The following is a 20,114-nucleotide window of genomic DNA, read 5'->3' as shown; positions in this document are numbered from 1 at the left end:
TTGTTTGGCCGGCTCGGTAGGGTGGGTTAGCGCAGCGTAACCCACCGCTTCTCTTCACGCGTGGACAGCAAAGAGGTGGGTTACGCTGCGCTGACCCACCCTACGTTCGCGCTACGCGTGTCGCTTGTCCGGGGCAACGACGGAGCTACTTCACCGGCCGCTTCTCGAGCTTCCGCGCGAGCGTCCGCCGGTGCATCCCCAGCCGTCGCGCCGCTTCCGAGATATTGAAATCCGTCTCGATCAGTGTCTGGTGGATGCGCTCCCACTCCAGGGTCTTGATCGAGGTCGGGCGCGCATCCAGCGCGACCTCGGCGTTGCCGCCGGCCTTGTGGAAGGCGGCCTCGATGTCGTCGGTGTTGGAGGGCTTTGCCAGATAGTGGCAGGCCCCCAGCTTGATGGCTTCGACCGCTGTCGCGATGCTGGCAAAGCCGGTGAGGACCACGATCAGCATCTCCGGATCGTGGGTGTGCAACAGCTCGACGCAGGCAAGGCCGGAGGCGCCGCCGAGCTTGAGGTCGACCACGGCGTAGCCGAAGGAGCGCTCCTCCAGGACTTTCCGGACCTCTTCGATCGATGCCGCCAGTACGACCTCATAGCCGCGCCGCTCGAAGGAGCGCTTCAGCGTGCGGGCGAAGCCGGAATCGTCCTCGACGACGATGAGCGAGCGGTCAGGCGTCAAAGCCGCCTCCGATAGCGAGCGTTGCCAGCGGCAAAGTAAGGCGGACGGTGGCGCCGCGCTTCCTGTGGTTCTCGGCGGTCACGCTGCCTCCCAGTTTGCGCACGACGTTCACCACCAGGAACAGGCCGAGCCCGCCGCCGGCGCGGCCCTTGCTCGACTGGTAGGGTTTGCCGACCTGCGCCAGCATCTCGGGCGCAAAGCCGGGGCCGCGGTCGCTGATCGACAGCACCAGCTTGTCGCCCTCGCGTTCGGCGAGCAGCTCGACCCAGTCGCGCGAGACCTCATAGGCGTTGTCGAGCACGTTGAAGATCACCTGCTTCAGCGCGATGTCCGAGACGATCGCGACGTCCTCGCCGAAGGTGTTGACGAAATAGAGCGTCCGCGCCGAGCGCGCATTGCGCCACTCCTCGACCATGTCGGTGAGGAACGCCGTCACCGTTGTCGGTGACGATCCCTCGCCGCGCGCTTCGCCTGCGGAGACCAGGATGCCGGTCACGATGGTCTTGCAGCGTTGCAGCGAGGTTTCCATCTCGGCCAGATCCTCGGCGAGCTCGCGGTCGGCCGCGAGGTCCGGCATGCGGCGCCAGTCGCTGAGGATGACGGAGAGCGAGGCGAGCGGCGTGCCGAGTTCGTGAGCGGCGCCGGATGCGAGCAGGCCCATGCGGACGATGTGATCCTGCTCGGCCGCGTGCTGGCGCAGCGCGGCCAGATGCGCATCGCGCTCGCGCAGGTTCCTGTTGATGCGGGTCACGAACACGACGAGCAGCACGGCATTGAGGATGAAGCCCAGCAGCATGCCTGCAACTGTGAGTGTATATGTCTCGCTGAGCGGATTGGGCGGCAGATCGAGCGGACGGTAGGCCACCGTCAGCCAGACGAAGCTCGCGCAGGTCAGCGCCACCAGCGACCAGGTCGAGCGGCCATCGAGCAGCACCGCACCCAGCGTGACTTGAAGCAGGAACAGCGACGTGAAGGGATTGGTGGCGCCACCGCTGAGGTAAAGCTGCGCGGTCAGCGCCGCGACGTCCAGCATCAAGGCGACCAGCAGCTCGTTGTTGGTGATCGCGGCGCGATGGTGCACCCAGACCAGGCTGGAGACGTTGAGCAGGACCAGGGCACCGATCACCGCGCCCATCCGCTCCAGCGGCAAGGGAATGCCGAGCCCGTAATGCACGGCGCCGATGGTCACGATCTGGCCGACCACCGCGGTCCAGCGCAGCTGGATCAGCAGCGCCATGTTCTTGCGGTTGGTCTCGTCGTCGGTGGGCGAGGCGCCGGTCAGGCCGCTGCGCGCGTCCGCCTGCGATTGCAGCGCGACGGCCAGCTCGGCATGGGGAAGCATCTTCCCGTCGTCAGGTGGGCTCGATCGTTCCAGCATCTGATCCCGTCCTGCGGGCGGTGGCATCCGAGCCGCCGGCCGGTTCGTGGACGAAGCGCCTGCGGCGGAACAGCCCGCCGCCGAATGTGACGAAAAGTTTACCGGCCAGCATGAAGGCCAGGGCAAACCACGTCAGCGCGTAAATCAGGTGGTTATTGGGAAAGCTGATCACGGTCAATCCGCCGATTGGACCGCTGCCTGTACGCGGCGCAGCGTCCGCATCAATGAAGAATGGGGCGACGCCGTGCAGGCCACGTGCCGCTGCGATTGCAGCGACGTCGCGCGAATACCAGCGGTCGTGAACGGGGTCGTTCGTCCTGAGGAATCCGCCTTTCGGCTCCGTCATGCGCAACAAGCCGGTGATATCGACCTGACCCTGCGGATTGCTATCCTGGCGCGTCGATGCGTCGCGCCGCTCGGAGGGCACGAAGCCGCGGTTGATCAGGACCAGCGTGCCGTCGTCGCGCCGAAGCGGCGTGAGCACCCAATAGCCGGCGCCTTCCTCGGTGACGGCCTGAACCAGCGTTTCCCGGTCATGCAGGAAGCGGCCTGTGACGGTGACGTGTCTGTACTCGTCATTTGCGGTGGAGACCGCGGGCCACGCTGCAGGCGAGGGGATCGGCTGGGCGGTGGCGTGGACGCGCTGCTCGACGCGGTCGATCAGCGCCAATTTCCAGGTGCGGCGTTCGATCTGCCAGACGCCGAGGGCGATCAGAGCAGCGAAGGCCGCGAGCGCGAGGACCGTGAGCCACAAGGGAGGCCGCGCGGTCTTGCCGCGCGTCCCGTTTGTCCCGTGGTTCGCGGTCCCGGTTTCGTTCACTTCATCCCGCTCATCTCGTGGATCGGCATCATGTTGGCGTTGAGGTGGTTCATGACCCATAGCGAGCCCGACAGCGCGATCACGACCATGACGATGGTGAAGATCAGCGCCATCATGCTCCAACCGTTCTCGGATGTCGTGTTCATGTGCAGGAAGTAGATCATGTGCACGACGATCTGCACAACCGCGAAGGCCATGATGACGAGCGCGGTGATCTGCTTGCTGGGCAGCGCGCCGCTCATCACGAGCCAGAACGGAATCGCGGTGAGCACGACCGACAGCACGAAGCCGAGCATATAAGTCGAAAGCGTGCCGTGCGATTGGTTGTCGTGGTGATGCTGGCCCGCAGCGGTGGCGTGGGTGTCGGTGTTCATCGCAGCACTCCCAGGAGATAGACGAAGGTGAAGACGCCGATCCAGACCACGTCGAGGAAGTGCCAGAACATCGACAGGCACATCAGGCGACGGCGATTGGCCTCGATCAGGCCGAACTTCCAGACCTGCACCATCAAGGTCACCAGCCAGATCAGGCCGCAGGTGACGTGCAGGCCGTGGGTGCCGACCAGGGTGAAGAAGGCGGACAGGAAGGCGCTGCGCTGAGGCGTCGCGCCCTCATGGATCATGTGGGCGAACTCGGTGAGCTCGATGCCGATGAAGGCGGCGCCGAACAGGCCGGTGATCGCGAGCCACATCTGCGTCTGGCCGATGCGGTTCTGCTGCATCGTCAGCATGGCGAAGCCATAGGTGATCGACGACAGCAGTAGCATCGAGGTGTTCACCGCGACCAGCGACAGGTCGAACAGATCCTTCGGCGCCGGGCCGGCGGCATAGCTGGCGCCGAGCACGCCGAAGGTGGCAAACAGGATCGCAAAGATGAGACAGTCGCTCATCAGATAGATCCAGAAGCCGAGCGAGGTGCTGTATCCTTCCGGATGCGGGTGCTCGTCGGCGAGGTAGAACAGCGGCTCGCCCGTTTGGGTGGGTTTGACAGCGATCGTCATTTACTTGGCTCCGGCGAGCAGTTTGGTGCGCGCGTCCTCGGTCCGGATGACGTCGTCAGCCGGAATGTCGAAGTCGCGGTGATAGTTGAAGGTGTGACCGATCCCGACGACGAGCATCGCGATGAAGCTCGCAGCGGCCAGCCACCAGATGTACCAGATCAGGCCGAATCCCATCGCGGTGGCAAAGCCGGCGAGGATGATGCCGGTGCCGGTGTTGCTCGGCATGTGGATCGGCTTGAACCCGGTGAGGGGGCGCTGGTAGCCGCGCTTCTTCATGTCCCACCACGCGTCATTGTCGTGAACGACGGGCGTGAACGCGAAGTTGTAGGCCGGCGGTGGCGAAGAAGTCGCCCATTCCAGCGTACGCGCGTCCCAGGGATCACCGGTGACGTCCTTGAGCTGCTCGCGCCGGAGGAAGCTGACCGCGAACTGCACCAGCATGCAGATGATGCCGAGGAAGACGAGGCCCGCGCCGATCGCGGCGATGATGAACCAGATCTGCAAGCTCGGATCGTCGAACACGCGCAGGCGCCGGGTCACGCCCATCAGGCCGAGCACATAGAGCGGCATGAAGGCGAGGTAGAAGCCGGTGACCCAGAACCAGAACGACAGCTTGCCCCAGAACGGATCCAGCTTGAAGCCGAACGCCTTCGGGAACCAGTAGCCGATGCCGGCGAACGCGCCGAACACCACGCCGCCGATGATCACGTTGTGGAAGTGCGCGATCAGGAACAGGCTGTTGTGCAGGACGAAGTCGGCCGGCGGCACCGCGAGCAGCACGCCGGTCATGCCGCCGACCACGAAGGTCAGCATGAAGGCGATGGTCCACATCATCGGCAGCTCGAAGCGGATTCTGCCGCGATACATCGTGAACAGCCAGTTGAACATCTTCGCGCCCGTCGGGATCGAGATGATCATCGTGGTGATGCCGAAGAAGGAGTTGACGCTGGCACCCGACCCCATCGTGAAGAAGTGGTGCAGCCAGACCAGGTACGACAGGATGGTGATGACCACCGTGGCGTAGACCATCGAGGTGTAGCCGAACAGGCGCTTGCCCGAGAAGGTCGAGGTGACCTCCGAGAAGATGCCGAAGGCGGGAAGAACCAGGATGTAGACCTCGGGATGGCCCCAGATCCAGATCAGGTTCACGTACATCATCGGGCTGCCGCCGAAATCGTTCGTGAAGAAGTTGGTGCCGACGTAGCGGTCGAGCGAGAGCAGCGCGAGCACGACGGTCAGAACGGGGAAGGAGGCGACGATCAGCACGTTGGTGCAGAGCGAGGTCCAGGTGAAGACCGGCATCCGCATCATGGTCATGCCGGGGCATCGCAGCTTGACGATGGTACAGATCAGGTTGATGCCGGATAACGTGGTTCCGACGCCGGCGACCTGCAGCGCCCATATGTAATAGTCGACGCCGACGTCTGGACTGTAGCCGATGTTCGACAGCGGCGGATAAGCAAGCCAGCCGGTGCGGGCGAATTCGCCGATGAAGAGCGAGGCCATCACCAGCACCGCGCCGCCGACCGTCATCCAGAAGCTGAAATTGTTCAGGAACGGGAACGACACGTCGCGGGCGCCGATCTGGAGCGGCACGACGTAGTTCATCAGGCCGGTGACCAGCGGCATCGCCACGAAGAAGATCATGATCACGCCGTGGGCGGTGAAGACCTGGTCGTAGTGATGCGCGTTGAGGTAGCCCTCCGAGCCGCCAAACGCGAGCATCTGCTGGCCGCGCATCATGAGCGCGTCGGCGAAGCCGCGCAGCAGCATCACGATGCCGAGGATCATGTACATGATGCCGATGCGCTTGTGGTCGACGGTGGTGAACCACTCGCGCCACAGATAGCCCCAGAGGCGGAAATAGGTGAGCCCGCCGAGCAGCGTGATGCCGCCGAGGGCCACCACCACGAAGGTGCCGACGACGATCGGCTCGTGCAGCGGCAGCGATTCGATGCCGAGCCGGCCGAAGATGAGCTTGAGAAGATCAGGAGACATGCGAGCTCTCTTTAGGAGTCTGACTTCGGACGTTGTCCGAGGAAGAAGGACGAAGACTTGAGCGGCGTGAAGCTCGGACGCTTCAGGCCGGCGCCGAGCAGCGGGGTTGCGTCGCTGGGCGCCTTGATGTCGGCGGTGGTCTGGCCTTGCGGCGCATCGGGCGTGCAGGTACCGGCGACGAAGGTCGGCTCGCCGCCGAGCGCGGTGCCGCGGCGCGCATACTTGTCGTAGGCGAGCGGCAGGGTGTTGTTCAGGCCGTCGTGGCCGAGGCCGCCCTTGGCGTCGATCGCCATCATTTCGCTCTGGCACATCTTGCCGGTCTCAACGCACATGTTGAGGATCAGGCGATAGAGATCGGCATCGACAGTGCCGTAGCGCCGCACCGGCTCGTTCTGGCTCGGCTTCTCGAGCTGAAGATATTCGGCGCGACCGAGCGAGCCGCCGGCCGATTTGGCGCTGGCGATCCAGGCGTCAAAGCCCTTGTCGTCGAGGCCGTGGAAGGCGAAGTGCATGCCGGAGAAGCCGGCGCCGCTGTAGTTCGCCGAAAAGCCCTTGTAGGTGCCGGCGTGGTTCACGACGGCGTGGAGCTTGGTCTCCATGCCCGGCATCGCATAGATCTGGCCGGCGAGCGCGGGGATGTAGAACGAGTTCATCACCGAGGAGGCGGTGATGCGGAAATTGATCGGGCGATCAACCGGAGCAGCCAGGTCATTGACGGTGGCGACGCCGTAGTCCGGATAGATGAAGAGCCATTTCCAGTCGAGCGCGACGACGTCGACCTCGAGCGGCGCCTTGGCCTGATCCACGGCGCGCTCCGCATTGATGCGGCCGAGCGTGCGATAGGGGTCGAGCAGATGCGTGCCCATCCAGGTCAGCGCACCGAGGCAAACGATGATCAAGAGCGGCGCCGACCAGATCACCAGCTCGAGCTTGGTCGAGTGGTCCCAATCCGGCTCGTAGCGCGCCGACTTGTTGGACTGGCGGTAGCGCCAGGCGAACAGCACCGTCAGCCCCATCACGGGCACGACGATCAGGAGCATCAGGACGGTGGAGATGATGACGAGGTCGCGCTGCTGGGCAGCGATATCGCCGGCTGGCGCCAGCACGATGTAGTTGCAGCCGCTAAGTGCAGCCGCCAAAGGTAGTAACGCCAGGATCTTGAGACGAGACACGGGCCGAGCCTTCTGAGAATGAGTTTCCTTTGCGGGACCAAGGGGTAGCTGCGGCGCAACAATCCGGACATTGGACAATTTGTCCAATGTTGCAGTGCGGGAGGTTGGTTCAGACAGGCGCAGATTGCCCGGCGTCCGCCGGGTGCTCGGCTTTGGTTTTCAGGACGTTAAGGGCGCACGATGGCGACGGCACAAACCCCCGCAATGGCAGACCTCCACACGGGCGAGCACGGCCACGACCAGGCCAGTCCCGGCGAGATCGCCATCGGCGTCATCATCGGCCGCACCTCGGAATTCTTCGACTTCTTCGTCTACGCCATCGCCTCGGTGATCGTGTTTCCGCGCCTGGTCTTCCCGTTCGCGAGCGAACTGACCGGCACCCTCTATTCCTTCGCGATCTTCGCGCTCGCCTTCATCGCGCGGCCGCTCGGCACCGTCATCTTCATGACGATCGACCGGCAATACGGCAAGACGGCCAAGCTGGTCACCGCGCTGTTCGTGCTCGGCACCGCCACCGTCGCGATCGCGTTCCTGCCCGGCTATCACGAGATCGGTGCCACCGCGATCTGGCTCCTGGCCATGGCGCGCGCCGCGCAGGGTCTCGCATGGGGCGGTGCATGGGACGGCCTTGCCTCGCTGCTGGCGCTGAACGCGCCGCCGTCGAAGCGCGGCTGGTACGCGATGGTGCCGCAGCTCGGTGCACCGCTCGGGCTGATCGTGGCGAGCGCCTTGTTTGCCTATTTCGCCGGTAATCTGTCGGCCGACGATTTCTTCGACTGGGGCTGGCGCTATCCATTCTTCGTCGCCTTCGCCATCAACGTCGTGGCGCTGTTCGCCCGCCTGCGCATGGTGGCGACCGAGGAATATGCCGCGCTGTTCGAGACTCGCGATCTGCAGCCGGCGCGCATCTCCGACACCGTCGCGCGCGAAGGCCACAACATCATGCTGGGCGCGTTCGCGCCGCTGGCGAGCTTCGCGTTGTTCCACATGGTCACGGTGTTTCCGCTGTCCTGGGTGTTCCTGTTCACCCGCGAGAGCCCGGTGCGCTTCCTGATCATCGAGATGGTCGCCGCCGTGTTCGGGGTCGCTGCGATCGTCGCCTCGGGCGTCATCGCCGACCGGGTCGGCCGCAAGTCGCTGCTGATGGGCTCGGCGATCGCGATCGCGGTCTATAGCGGCTTTGCTCCGCAGCTGCTCGATGCCGGCGCGTTCGGCGAGACCATCTACATGGTGATCGGCTTCATCCTGCTCGGCCTGTCCTTCGGCCAATCCTCGGGCGCGATCGCCTCGAACTTCAAGCAGATGTACCGCTACACGGCCTCGGCGCTCACCTCCGACATGGCCTGGCTGTTCGGCGCCGGCTTCGCCCCGCTCGCCGCGCTCCTGCTCGCCACCAATCTCGGCGTCATCGCCTCCGGCGCCTATCTGCTCTCGGGCGCGCTGTGGACCCTCGTGGCGCTCTGGCTCAGCGGCCAGCGCGAGGCAGGGGACATGGATGCGGGGCGGTAGGTTCAACTCAGGCGGAGCAGCTTATTCAGCCGTCGTCCCGGCGATGGAGTTTGTGGCTTCGTAGGGCGGGCAAAGGCGCACAGCGCCGTGCCCACCATCCTTCCACGATTGCGGGCAGACGTGGTGGGCACGCTTCGCTTTGCCCACCTACGAGAAACTAGCGGGCGTCAATCCACCACGATCTTGACGCGGTCGCGTACCTTCACCTGCGCGGTGCGATCGAGGCCGTTGAGAACGCGGAAGCGTTCGGTCGGGTGATCGACGCCCGACATGCGGTGGGAGAGCGATTCCACAGTGTCGCCGGGCTGCACGGTGATCACCTTGAGGCGCAGGGGCCGGGCGGCCTGGATCTCATCGAGCGTCAGGCGGCGGAATGAATTGACGGTCTCGCGCGCATTGCGCTCGCTCTCGGTCGATTTCTGCTTCGTGGCGAAGATGAAGCGGTAAACGTCGCTGCCGAAGCGCAGCGCATAGACCTTGAACTGCCACTGGTCGCCCTTGGCGGTTGCGGACGCGCCAGGAAAACCGTTGATGGTGAGATCCTCGATCGAGGCCTTCTCGACGCCTTCCATCCAGCCCGAATTGAGGTAATCGCCGAGCGACTGCTCGGCCGGCACGCGCACCACGTCGAAGCGCATCGCCTGCGAGCCGCCCTCGCGCACGCCGATCACCGCCTGTGCGGTGTTGTCGAGCGTAAAATTGTCCGGCGCCTGGAAGGTGAAGCCGAGTTTTGGATGCAGGAAGCGGCGGCCGCGAACGAAGCCTTCGCTGGGATCCTCGCCATAGACGAGGTTGTCGATCGCGGCGAGATAGCTCTCGCGGTCACGTTCGCCGCCTTCGGGCGCAGCATATTGCCGCGCGATCGTCTGCGCATTCTGCACGCGCTCCGGGGTTGCCGGATGCGACGAGGTGAAATCCTGCGCGCGCGGATCGAGGGTGTTCTTGCCGGCCTTGAGCTCGGCATTGCGCTCCATCGCGGAAAGGAAGCGCGCGGCGCCATAGGGGTCGAAATGCGCGCGGGCGGAAATGCCCACCCCGATGCCGTCAGCCTCGAACTCCTGGTTGCGCGAGAAGCTTGCCATGGTGAGCTTGGTCTTGGCCAGCGCAAGCGCGGTGAGATCGGGATCGTTGCTCATGTCGGTGACGACGCGGGTGACGATCGCGGCCTGGCGGGCCTGGTCCTCGCGCATCGCGGCGTGCTTCGACAGCACATGCGCCATCTCGTGGCTGAGCACGGAGGACAATTCCGAGGTGTCGCTCGCGAGCGCCAGCAGGCCGCGCGTGACATAGAGCTGTCCGTTCGGCAGGGCGAAGGCGTTCACCGCGCCGGAATTGAGGATGGTGACCTTGTAGCCCTGGTCGGGACGGTCGGAGGCCGCGACCAGCCGCTCGACGGTCTTGGTGACCAGTGATTCGAGCCGCGGGTCGTCATAGGCGCCGCCATAGCTCGCCAGGATGCGCTCGTGCTCCTTTTCGGTGGCCGGCGTCTGCGCGACGGCCGGCTTCGGCTTGGGCATCGCGACCGTCGGCGGCGCCGCAGCAGTCTGGAACCGGCCCATGTCACCGCATCCGGCGAGCGTCGTGCCCAGCAAAAGGCATAGCGCGGCCGGCGCAGCTCGAAGTCTGCGGCGTTCGCCCTTTCCGTGCCGTTCTAGCACCCCGTTCACGTCGCTTAACCCGTGCCCTGGCCCTAAGGCCTCACCCCAGTAGGCTCGATTGCGCCCAGCAATTCAACCTGTCCCAAGAGACGCACGTCAATCCGTGGCCCCGTATTCCCCTCGACCCAGCCTCGGACTCGAATCCGTCGATTCTCCAGAGACTTAAGGGCAATTCCGGCGCCCTCAAAGGCCGGTGCGATGCGCCTTGAAATAGTCGCGGTAAAGCCGCGTGTCCAGTTCCGTCCGAAGTTGAGGTAGGTCATTGCCCCAGCTTGCCGGACCGACAGGACTTTGCCCTCGACCACCATAAAGCGCCCAATCCCGGCCAAAATATCGTCCGGACTTTCCGCGTTTTTTATGGCCAACGGGTCAGCCCAGCTGCCCCTTTTTTGGCGCCGCGCCTCGGCTTCCGCCGCCATCAGGGCGGCCGCGCAATCCTTGTCCGCGATCTCGGCCGAGACGATCGCCTCGCCCTGGGCGAGCAGGAGCGCCTGCGCTGACGTTTCGCTGTCCCGGATGAAGACGAGCGCGGACTGGCGCCCATAACGATCGGGCGTGTCGTCGCTGCCGTGGAGCGCCACGTCGCGCCCGACGAGCAGCGATGTCAGCGCCTGCTTCGTCGTTGCGGTCGGCTCGATGCCGGTGAGACGCACCTCGCGGCCGTCATCGAGACGCAGGCTGCGTGCGTCCGTGATCGCAGCAACGCGGCCTTCGCCTTGAGACTCGAACTGGCAGACCGCCGCGAACGCGGCGTCGCGCGATCCGATGAGGAGTGCCGCAGTGGCGATGAAAGTGAGCGGTCGCTTCACGTTGCCCGGAGAGGTTGCGTTGCGTGACACTTTTAACTCAAACGTGGCCGAGGACGAAGGGAATTTGGCCGGGCGCCGCTGCCGTAGGGTAGGCAAAGCGAAGCGTGCCCACCACTTTGCCAAGCGAAACAGATTGGTGGGCACGGCGCGCAAAGGGCGCGCCTTTGCCCACCCTACAACTGTCGTGCTCGGCCGCTTCCGCATCCTCAGTCATTGCGAGTGCAGCGAAGCAACCCAGAGTCTTTCCTCGGTGACAGTCTGGATTGCTTCGCTGCGCTCGCAATGACGAATGTGGAAAGAGATTAGCCAATCGCGCCATTCCGTTTTGCGGAAAACGTGCGCTGCTCGCGTGGCGCTTCTGCTTGCTGCGCTCTCGCGCATGCGGCATGATTGCGGCAATAGCGATAACCAAGAGCAATAACCAAGCCGCCATTAGAGTAAGGCGATCAAGGGAGGATTTTAATGAGGAAAATTTTGTCCGGCATTTTTGCCGCCGCGTTCGCGATCGGTGCGAGCGCCGTGCAGGCCCAGGACAAGCCACCCCTCAAGATCGGCGGCATCCTCGACATGTCGAGTCTCTACGCCGATATCACCGGGCCCGGCAGCGAGACCGCGGCCAAGATGGCGGTGGAGGATTTTGGCGGCGAGGTGCTGGGCCGCAAGATCCAGGTGCTCGCGGCCGACCATCTCAACAAGGCCGACCTTGCCGCCAACATCGCCCGCGACATGCTCGACAACCAGGGTGTCGAGATGATCTACGACGTTGCGGCCTCCGCAACCGCGCTCGCCGCCGGCGAGATCGCGAAAGCGCGCAACAAGATCATCATCTTCAACGGCCCCGGCTCGATCCGCCTCACCAACGAGGCCTGCGGTCCCTTGACCGTGCACTACGTGTTCGACACGTTCGCCCAGGCCAATGTGACTGGACTTGCCGCGGTGAAGTCGGGCCTCGACACATGGTTCTTCCTGACCGCCGATTACGCCTTCGGGCAGGATCTGGAGAAGGACACCAGCGCCGTCGTGGTGAAGACCGGTGGCAAGGTGCTCGGCAATGTCCGTCATCCGCTCAATACGTCTGACTTCTCCTCCTTCCTGCTGCAGGCGCAGGCTTCCAAGGCCAAGGTGATTGGCCTTGCCAATGCCGGCGGCGACACCGTCAACGCCATCAAGCAGTCGGCGGAGTTCGGCATCATGAAGGGCGGCCAGAAACTCTCGCCGCTGCTCGCCTTCGTCACTGACATCGACTCGATCGGGCTCGAGACCGCGCAGGGTCTGTTGCTTGCGGAGGCCTTCTACTGGGACCTCAACGACGACACCCGCGCATTCTCGAAGCGCTTCACCCAGCGCATGAAGCGCCCGCCGACCTCGGCGCAGGCCGGCGTCTATTCTTCGGTCACCCATTATCTCAAGGCCGTGAAGGCGGCCGGCACGACGGACTCTGCTGCTGTTATGAAGGTGATGAAGGAGACGCCGATCAACGACTTCTTCGCGACGAACGGCAAGATCCGCGACGACGGCCGTATGATCCACGACATGTACCTGTTCGAGGTGAAGAAGCCTTCGGAATCGAAGGGCCGCTGGGACGACTACAAGCTGCTCGCCACGGTGCCCGGGAACGAGGCGTTCCAGTCGCTGGAGCAGTCACGCTGCCCGCTGGTGAAGAAGTGACGGCGTGAGCCGTCGTGGCGACAAGCAAGCCATGCGGCAGGTCGTCATCCCGGGGCGCGACGAAGTCGCGAGCCAGGGATCCATCGGGCCGCACTGACAGTTGAGAAATGGATTCCGGGCTCGCGCCAGGAGGCGCGCCCCGGAATGACGGAGCAAAACAACGACAACAAGGGAAACGTCTCATGAGCAACGACATGGTCCTGCAAAAGCTCGAAGACGGGCTCCTCACCATCACCATGAACCGCCCCGAGCGGAAGAATGCGCTCAACCCCGACATGGTGCGCGGTCTGGTCGAGGCCGCGCGGCGCGCGGCCGATGATCCCGAGGTGCGCGCGGTGCTGTTCAAGGGCGCCGGTGGCTCGTTCTGTGTCGGCGGCGACGTCAAATCGATGGCCGAGGGACGCGCGCCGCTGCCGTTCGAGACCAAGCTCGCCAACCTGCGCCGCGGCATGGAAGTTTCGCGCATCCTGCACCAGATGCCAAAGCCTGTGGTAGCGCAGCTCGATGGCGCAGCGGCCGGTGCCGGGCTTTCGATGGCGCTGTCCTGCGATCTGCGCGTTGCCTCTGAGTCCTGCAAGATCACGACCGCCTTCGCCAAGGTCGGTTTCTCCGGCGACTATGGCGGCACTTATTTCCTCACCCAGCTGCTCGGCAGCGCGCGGGCGCGCGAACTCTATCTGATGTCGCCGGTGCTGAGCGCGAAGGAGGCGCATGCGATCGGCATGGTGACGAAGGTCGTGCCCGACGCCGAGATCGATGCGGCAGCCCATGAGCTCGCGCTGTCGCTGGCCCAGGGCCCGTCGATCGCGCTCGGCTACATCAAGCGCAACATCAACAATGCCGAGCATCTGGCGCTGGAGGACTGCTTCGACGGCGAGGCGATCCATCACACCCGCTGCGGCGACACCGCGGATCACAAGGAGGCCGCAAAGGCCTTCGTCGAGAAGCGCAAGCCCGCTTTCAAGGGCGCGTGACGATGGCCGCCTATATGCGGCTGCGGCAGATCTGCCTGGTCGCGCCGCAGCTCGGCCCGGTGATCTCTGACATCGCCGAGATCATGGGCCTCGCCGTCTGCTATCGCGACGGCAATGTCGCAAAATACGGCCTGGAGAACGCGCTGCTCCCGGTCGACACGATCCTGCTCGAGGTGGTGGCGCCGTTCAGGGACGGCACCGCGGCCGGCCGCTTCATCGAGAAGACCGGCGGCCGCGGCGGCTACATGGCGATCTTCTGCTGCAACGATCCGGACGAGCGCGGCCGCAACGCCAATGCCTTGGGCGTGCGCACCGCGAGTGTGATCGACCACCCACCGTATCATGGCGTGCAGCTTCATCCACGCGACTGCCGCGCCGCCTTCATCGAGTTCAACCACACCAAGGGCAGCGACGACATTCTGGGTCGGTATCCGCCGGCGGGGCCGGACTGGCAGAAGTTTATCCGGAAAGAGACGACGCAGGCGCTGACGGGCGTGGAGATGCAGAGTCCGGACCCGGAAGGGCTGGCCGAGCATTGGGGCAGGATCATCGGCCTCGCACCGGGCAATACCGGCGACGGTGCGGCCGAGCTGAAACTGCCCAACGCCAGCTTCCGCTTCGTGAAGGGGCCGAACGAGATCATGAGCGCCCTGGAATTTCGTGTCACTGATGCCGCGCACGTGCTTCATGTTGCGCGCGAGAAGGGACACGCGGTCGCAGGGAGCGAGTTCTTGCTGGGCGGGGTGACGTTCCGGCTTGCTTCGTGAGCTCTTGCGTTCGCGGCTCTCAATCCGTCATCCTGAGGTGCGCCGCGCGGTGCACGCACCGCATGGCGAGCCTCGAAGGATGAGCGGCCCGGCTGGTGGCGTTCATCCCTCGAGAGCTCCGCTGCGCTCCGGCACCTCAGGATGACGGGCTGACATAAGAAAGGGGTCAAACACATGCCGCATCCGCTCGACAGCTTCTTCGCGCCGGCCAGCATCGCGCTGATCGGGGCCTCGCGCGATCACGAGAAGATCCCGGGGCGGCTGCTCGCGATGCTGCGCAAGAACGAGTATCCCGGAAAGATCTATCCGGTGAATCCGAACTATGCCGAGATCGACGGGCTCGCCTGCTACAAATCGATCGCCGATGTCGGTGCGCCGGTCGATCTCGCCGTCATCATCATTCCCGCGCGGGCGGTTCTCCCTGCGCTCGAGCAATGCGCGAGCGCCGGCGTGAAGAACGCCGTCATCATCTCCTCCGGCTTTGCCGAGGAGGGCGGCGACAGCGCGGCGATGCAGGACGCGATCGCGGCGCTCGCAAAACGCACGGGCATACGGATTTCCGGGCCGAACGCCGAGGGCTTTTTCAGCCAGGTGCAGCGGGTGGCGGCGACCTTCAGTCCTGCGGTCGATGTCAAGCCGGACGTGGTGCCGCTCATTGCCACCACGCGGCGGATCGGCATCGTCGCGCAGAGCGGAGGTATCGGCTTTGCCTATTATCACCGCGCCAAGGCGCTTGGCATTGCCGTGAGCTATGTCGTCAGCGCCGGCAATGAGTCGGACCTCGGCGCCGGCGAGTTCCTGGACTACATGGTGCAGGACTCTTCGACCGACGTGATCCTGCTGTTCATCGAGGGCATCCGCGACGTCGGCAAATTCCTTGCCGCCGCGCGGCGCGCCGCGGAGGCGAAGAAGCCGGTCATCGTCACCAAGGTCGGCCGCTCCAGCGCGGGGATGCGCGCCGCCGCCTCGCACACCGCCAGCATGGCCGGCTGGTCCGCGGCCTATGATGCGGTGTTCGCAAGATTCGGCTTCATCGTCTCCAACGATCTCGACGAGGCGCTGACGATCGCGGCGGTACTCGCGAGCAATCCGCTGCCGAAAGGCGATCGCGTCGCTGTCGTCACCGTCTCCGGCGGTGCCGGCATCTGGGGCGCGGATGCCGTGGCGCTGCGCGGCCTGCAGGTGCCGGAGCTGTCCGAATCCATCCAGGCCGGGATCGCGACGCTGATGCCGTCCTACGGCAGCGCGCGCAATCCGATCGATGTGACAGCGCAGGGCGTGACCTCGGGCGGTTTGCAGAAGAGCGTCGATCTGCTCACGGTCTCCGACGAGGTTGATGCGATTTTGGTCGTGCTATCGCTGTCGAGCGACGTTCGGATGCCCTTTAAGGAGCCCGAGCTGAAGCCGGTGCTGGCAGCGCAGCACAAGCCCGTGGTGTTCTATTCCTACACGCTGCCGTCGGAGTTTGCGCGGCGTGAGCTTGCTAAATCCGGCGTCGTCGTGCTCTCCGGCCTCACCCATGTCGGGGTCGCGATGCGGCAGCTGGTCGACTATGCCGGCTTCAGGCTGCCGAAGCTTGCCGATGAGACGCGGCTGCCGGCACGCGATCTCTCTGCGCATCTGACGTCGCCCGTTCTGTCTGAAGCCGACAGCAAGGCGCTGCTCCGTGCCGCCGGGATTGCGCTGCCGGACGAAGTGCTGGCGAAGGACAAAAGCGGGCTCGACGAGGCAATCGCGCGCACAGGCTTTCCGCTGGTGATGAAGATCCAGTCGCCGGACATCGCGCACAAGAGCGAGGTCGGTGGTGTGCGGGTCAACATCACGACCAAGGGCGAGGTGTTTCTGGCCTTCGAGACGCTGCTGAACAATGCGCGCCAGCATCGGCCCGAGGCGGATATTCAAGGCGTGCTGGTCGGGCCGATGGCGAAGCGGGGCGTCGAGATCATCGTGGGCACGATGACGGATGAGACGTTTGGCCCGATGGTGATGGTTGGGCTCGGCGGCATCACCACGGAACTGTTCCGCGACGTCGTCTATCGCCCTGCGCCGGTGAGCGCGGAGGAGGCCCGCGCGATGTTGGCGGCGCTGAAAGCGGCGCCGCTGCTGAACGGTTTTCGCGGGGCAGTAAAGACGGATGTCGCGGCGCTGGCGCAACTGATCGCCGACATCTCCGTGCTCGCCGCGCGGCACGCGAGCGAGATCGCGGAGATCGAGCTCAACCCGGTACTGGTGCACGCCGAGGGGCAGGGCGTGACGATCGTCGATGCACTGGTGGCGGGGCGGGGTTAAACCTCTCCCCTTGTGGGAGAGGGTGACTGCGCGAAGCGCAGCGGGGTGAGGGGTCTCTCTCCGCGAGCCAACTGCTTCAGTTGAATCTGCGGAAGCAACCCCTCATCCGGCGCTTCGCGCCACCTTCTCCCACAAGACAAGGGGAGAAGGAAGAAGGTGATCACCGCCCCTTGAAATTCGCCGCGCGACGTTCCTCGGTCGCCTTCACGCCTTCCTTGAAATCCTCCGTCGCTCGCAGCCTTGTCTGCTCGCCGAGCTCGTGGTTGGTTGCGGCCATCACGCGGTCGGCGAGGCCTTGGCGCATCGTCGCGCGGGTGGACACGAGGCCGAGCGGCGAGCATTCGGCGATCTCGCCGGCGAGCTTCATCGCGGCCGATTTCACCTGGTCCTGCGGCACCAGCTCGTTGGCGAGGCCCCATTTGTAGGCCTCTTCGCCGGTGACGCGGCGGCTGGTGTAGAACATCAGCTCGGCGTTGTTCTTGCCGATCAGCTCCGGCAACGTCACCGTCAGGCCGAAGCCGGGATGGAAGCCGAGTTTTGTGAAGTTCGCGGAGAAGCGCGCTTCGGGGCAGGTGACGCGAAAATCCGCGGAGACCGCGAGGCCGAGCCCGCCGCCGATGGCAGCGCCCTGCACGGCGGCGACGATCGGCTTCTTGGCGCGGAAGATGCGCACGGCCTGGATATAGAGGTGATTGATCGGGCCGAGGCTGTCGGCGGGATCGCCCTTTGCAGTTTTATCGGCTGCGCGTGCCTCCTGCTCCTGCCGTGCGGGATCGTTGAAATTGGCGCCGGCGCAGAATGCCTTGCCCTGTGCCGAAAGCACGGAAGCGCGGATCTCGATGTCGCGATCGAACTCGTCGAGCGCGTCCGCGATCTGGTTGATCAGCGAAATGTCGAAGAAGTTGAGCGGCGGCCGGCGGATCTCGATGGTGCCGACGTGTCCGACCTTCTCGACGCCGATATCTTTGTAGATACTCATGATGTTCCTCGATAATTAGCGCAGACCAAGCCCGCGGGCGATGATGCCGCGCAGCACCTCGGTGGTGCCGCCCTGGATGGTGAGTTTCGGCGCGGTCTTGATGGCGAAGTCGAGCTGCCGCTCCAGCGTCTCGCGGTTGGTCGCGGTCTCCTCGACGAAGGCGGCGAGATCGCGCACGCGATGCGGAAGCTGCTGCTCCCACACCGTGCCGATGTCCTTGACGATGGAGGCCTCCACCACCGGCTCCTTGCCGGCTTGCAGCATGCCGGCGACCGACACCGACATGCGCCGCATGGTGTGGAGCTGCGCCACGAGCCGGCCGATGCCTTCGGCGCTGCGCGTGTCCGGGTTGGGACCGACCGCGCGCACGAGCTCGGTCAGCACGTAGTAGGTCTCGAGGAAACGCTCGGGGCCGCTGCGCTCATAGGCGAGCTCCGATGTCGCCTGCTTCCAGGCGCCGTCGACCTCGCCGAGCACGTGATCGTCGGGAACGAAGAAGTCGGTGAAGACGACCTCGTTGAACTCGTACTGGCCGGTGATCTGGCCGATCGGGTTCACCTTGATGCCCGGCTGCTTCATCTTGACCAAAAACTGCGTCAGGCCGTGTCGGCGGTTTTCCTTGGTCGGCTGTGACGTGCGGAAGATCGCGATCATGTAGTCGGCGATATGCGCCGAGGAGGTCCAGATCTTGGTGCCATTGATGAGGTAGCCGCCGTCGGTCCTGGTCGCGCGCGTCTTTGCCGCGAACAGATCCGAGCCGGAATTCGGCTCGCTCATGCCGATCGCGAAGCAGATCTCGCCACGACAGATGCGCGGCAGGATCTCCATCTTGATATGCTCGGGCGCATACTTCAGAAGCACCGGCCCGCTCTGGCGGTCGGCGACGAAGAAGCGACGCGTCGGCGCGTTGGCGACGCGCATCTCCTCCGTCACCACATAGCGCTCGAGGAAGGAGCGCTCCTGGCCGCCATACTTTTTCGGCCAGGTCATCCCGAGCCAGCCTTTGGCGCCGACCCGGCGGGAAAATTCCGGCGCGTCGGTGTCCTCACGGTTAGGCTTGTGCGGATCGAAGGTGCCGGCGGCGATTTCTTCCGCGAGGAAGGCGCGCACTTCCTTGCGCAATTGCTCGCATTCGGGCGGCAGGCGGATCGGATCGAAACGGAGGGCAGCGGTCATAGATCTCGTCCCCTGATCAGCGCGAAGCCACGAGCGGCCACAATTCATCGGCGCCGCGACCCGCAACCAGCTTGCCGAGCTCGACGGCCCAGTGGCTCTCCGAACCGAAATCGTCACGCCAGGCCAGCGCCCGCAGCGAATAGCGGTGCAGGATGTGTTCCATGGTGAAGCCGATCGCACCATGCACCTGATGCGCGATGGCCCCGCCCTTTTCCGCGGCTTCGGCGCAGCGGATCTTTGCCGAGGCGGCTTCGAGATAAACTTCGTCGTCGAAGGCCTTGGCGTTCGCGATGGCATCGGCGGCCGAGGTTGCGGCCGCGAGCGCGGCGGCGGATTCACCCGCGAGCCGCGCGAGATTGTGCTGCACCGCCTGGAATTTCGAGATCTTCTTCTCGAAGGCGACGCGCTCGTTGGAATAGCGCACGGAGATGTCGAGCATCGCTTCCAGCGCGCCGGCGATCTGAAGGCTGCGCGCAACGCCGCCCATCAGCATCAAGTTGGTCTGGTCAAAGCCCTTTGGCGCCGGCTTGATGGTGACGGGCTGGACCTTGTCGAGCGTGATGGTGTCGCTGTGGTCGTAGCCGACATTGAGCCCGGATTCGATCCGCGCCTTGGCGGCGTCGACCTGCGCGATCGAGATGCCGTCCTTGCCGTGCGCCAGCACCGCAAAATGCTTGGCCGCTTTTGCGAACGGCACGCCGCGGGCGCGGCCGGAGAGCGAGCCGTCAGGGTTGAGCGTGATGCGATCCTTCGGGCTTGCCGGCACGACCGTCATCTCGCCGTCGGGCGAGGCGATCTTCGCCTGCGCGAGCAGCCAGCCCGCGAGCATGGTTTCGGCGAGGGGAACCGCGACCGCAAAACGGCCGGCGGCGTTGAGCAGGGCGAAGCCGTCGGCGAGGCTGGCGCCGGAGCCGCCGAGGTCATCAGGCACCCAGGACAGCGGCAGTCCGGCTTCGCTCAGCGCTTGCCACAGCGGCGCTCTCCACGCGTCCTTCTTGTCGTTGTTGATGGTTTGCGGATCGGCAAGATCGGCGAAGATCTTCTCCGCGGTCTCGACGACCATATTGTCACTCTCCGCCACAGCGTTCCCCGTGTTTTTCCATTGGCGCGACCGGCTCGTGGGCAGGCGCGCGGGTTCTTCTTGCGCCCGATGATCGGAAAAAGCCATGGCCGTGACAAGCGTTGATCGCAGGTCCATCTGCGGCGGCGACATGGGCGAAGGGCTAATTCCGCTTAGC

Annotated in this window: 17 protein-coding genes; 5 read left to right on the top strand and 12 right to left on the bottom strand. The window is 64.8% G+C overall.

Annotated features, from left to right (window positions below):
- Positions 1-145: 145 nt before the first annotated feature.
- The 7 genes from AXW67_RS15645 to cyoA are packed head-to-tail and all read right to left on the bottom strand — an operon-like array spanning position 146 to position 7,047.
- Positions 146-679 carry a response regulator transcription factor gene (locus AXW67_RS15645; RefSeq protein WP_027553451.1) on the bottom strand — a complete coding sequence of 178 codons (534 nt, stop codon included), beginning with the start codon at positions 677-679 and terminating at the stop codon, positions 146-148.
- On the bottom strand, positions 669-2,057 hold the full coding sequence (locus AXW67_RS15640; protein WP_063678597.1) for an ATP-binding protein: 1,389 nt from the start codon (positions 2,055-2,057) through the stop codon (positions 669-671). Before AXW67_RS15640 ends, AXW67_RS15645 begins: the two co-directional genes overlap by 11 nt.
- On the bottom strand, positions 2,032-2,877 hold the full coding sequence (locus AXW67_RS15635) for an SURF1 family protein (protein WP_063678596.1): 846 nt from the start codon (positions 2,875-2,877) through the stop codon (positions 2,032-2,034). Before AXW67_RS15635 ends, AXW67_RS15640 begins: the two co-directional genes overlap by 26 nt.
- Positions 2,874-3,251: a cytochrome o ubiquinol oxidase subunit IV gene (gene cyoD / locus AXW67_RS15630; RefSeq protein ID WP_063678595.1), complete on the bottom strand. Its 378-nt coding sequence runs from the start codon at positions 3,249-3,251 to the stop codon at positions 2,874-2,876. The genes AXW67_RS15635 and cyoD overlap by 4 nt, the downstream gene beginning before the upstream one ends.
- Positions 3,248-3,877 carry a cytochrome o ubiquinol oxidase subunit III gene (gene cyoC, locus AXW67_RS15625; RefSeq protein WP_027553455.1) on the bottom strand — a complete coding sequence of 210 codons (630 nt, stop codon included), beginning with the start codon at positions 3,875-3,877 and terminating at the stop codon, positions 3,248-3,250. Before cyoC ends, cyoD begins: the two co-directional genes overlap by 4 nt.
- A complete protein-coding gene (gene cyoB / locus AXW67_RS15620; protein ID WP_063678594.1) occupies positions 3,878-5,875 on the bottom strand; it encodes a cytochrome o ubiquinol oxidase subunit I in 1,998 nt (665 codons plus the stop codon).
- 11 nt (positions 5,876-5,886) lie between these two features.
- Complete coding sequence (gene cyoA, locus AXW67_RS15615) at positions 5,887-7,047, bottom strand: ubiquinol oxidase subunit II (protein WP_063678593.1); 1,161 nt, start codon at positions 7,045-7,047, stop codon at positions 5,887-5,889.
- A 180-nt stretch (positions 7,048-7,227) separates the two neighbouring features.
- Between cyoA and AXW67_RS15610 the strand changes: the two genes are divergently transcribed.
- Positions 7,228-8,556: an MFS transporter gene (locus tag AXW67_RS15610; protein ID WP_027553458.1), complete on the top strand. Its 1,329-nt coding sequence runs from the start codon at positions 7,228-7,230 to the stop codon at positions 8,554-8,556.
- 167 nt (positions 8,557-8,723) lie between these two features.
- On the opposite strand, the gene AXW67_RS15605 is transcribed toward AXW67_RS15610, so the two are convergent.
- Together AXW67_RS15605 and AXW67_RS15600 are read right to left on the bottom strand one after the other, a co-directional pair.
- On the bottom strand, positions 8,724-10,115 hold the full coding sequence (locus tag AXW67_RS15605; protein ID WP_245315561.1) for a M48 family metalloprotease: 1,392 nt from the start codon (positions 10,113-10,115) through the stop codon (positions 8,724-8,726).
- 131 nt (positions 10,116-10,246) lie between these two features.
- Complete coding sequence (locus AXW67_RS15600) at positions 10,247-11,053, bottom strand: thermonuclease family protein (RefSeq protein WP_145927638.1); 807 nt, start codon at positions 11,051-11,053, stop codon at positions 10,247-10,249.
- A 432-nt stretch (positions 11,054-11,485) separates the two neighbouring features.
- Here AXW67_RS15600 and AXW67_RS15595 point away from each other — a divergent pair, with 432 nt between their 5' ends.
- From AXW67_RS15595 to AXW67_RS15580, 4 genes are all read left to right on the top strand, one after another.
- Positions 11,486-12,691: an ABC transporter substrate-binding protein gene (locus AXW67_RS15595; protein WP_063678591.1), complete on the top strand. Its 1,206-nt coding sequence runs from the start codon at positions 11,486-11,488 to the stop codon at positions 12,689-12,691.
- 182 nt (positions 12,692-12,873) lie between these two features.
- Positions 12,874-13,665, top strand: coding sequence for an enoyl-CoA hydratase (locus tag AXW67_RS15590; RefSeq protein ID WP_027553461.1), 792 nt, complete (start codon positions 12,874-12,876; stop codon positions 13,663-13,665).
- A 2-nt stretch (positions 13,666-13,667) separates the two neighbouring features.
- A complete protein-coding gene (locus AXW67_RS15585) occupies positions 13,668-14,432 on the top strand; it encodes a VOC family protein (RefSeq protein ID WP_063678590.1) in 765 nt (254 codons plus the stop codon).
- 174 nt (positions 14,433-14,606) lie between these two features.
- Complete coding sequence (locus tag AXW67_RS15580; RefSeq protein ID WP_063678589.1) at positions 14,607-16,721, top strand: acetate--CoA ligase family protein; 2,115 nt, start codon at positions 14,607-14,609, stop codon at positions 16,719-16,721.
- 160 nt (positions 16,722-16,881) lie between these two features.
- Here the strand turns inward: AXW67_RS15580 and AXW67_RS15575 are convergent, their stop codons facing one another.
- From AXW67_RS15575 to AXW67_RS15565, 3 genes are read right to left on the bottom strand one after another with little or no spacing between them, the layout of a single operon-like run.
- Positions 16,882-17,700, bottom strand: coding sequence for an enoyl-CoA hydratase/isomerase family protein (locus AXW67_RS15575; RefSeq protein WP_063678588.1), 819 nt, complete (start codon positions 17,698-17,700; stop codon positions 16,882-16,884).
- A gap of 15 nt (positions 17,701-17,715) precedes the next feature.
- Positions 17,716-18,876: an acyl-CoA dehydrogenase family protein gene (locus tag AXW67_RS15570; RefSeq protein ID WP_027553465.1), complete on the bottom strand. Its 1,161-nt coding sequence runs from the start codon at positions 18,874-18,876 to the stop codon at positions 17,716-17,718.
- A gap of 16 nt (positions 18,877-18,892) precedes the next feature.
- Positions 18,893-19,957 (bottom strand): acyl-CoA dehydrogenase family protein, encoded by a 1,065-nt coding sequence (locus AXW67_RS15565; protein WP_063678666.1) that lies wholly within the window; start codon positions 19,955-19,957, stop codon positions 18,893-18,895.
- Positions 19,958-20,114: the final 157 nt, after the last annotated feature.

The sequence above is a fragment of the Bradyrhizobium neotropicale genome, assembly GCF_001641695.1.
Lineage (GTDB): Bacteria > Pseudomonadota > Alphaproteobacteria > Rhizobiales > Xanthobacteraceae > Bradyrhizobium > Bradyrhizobium neotropicale.
Note: the sequence above shows the minus strand (reverse complement) of the source record. Positions and strands in the feature narration are given on the sequence as shown.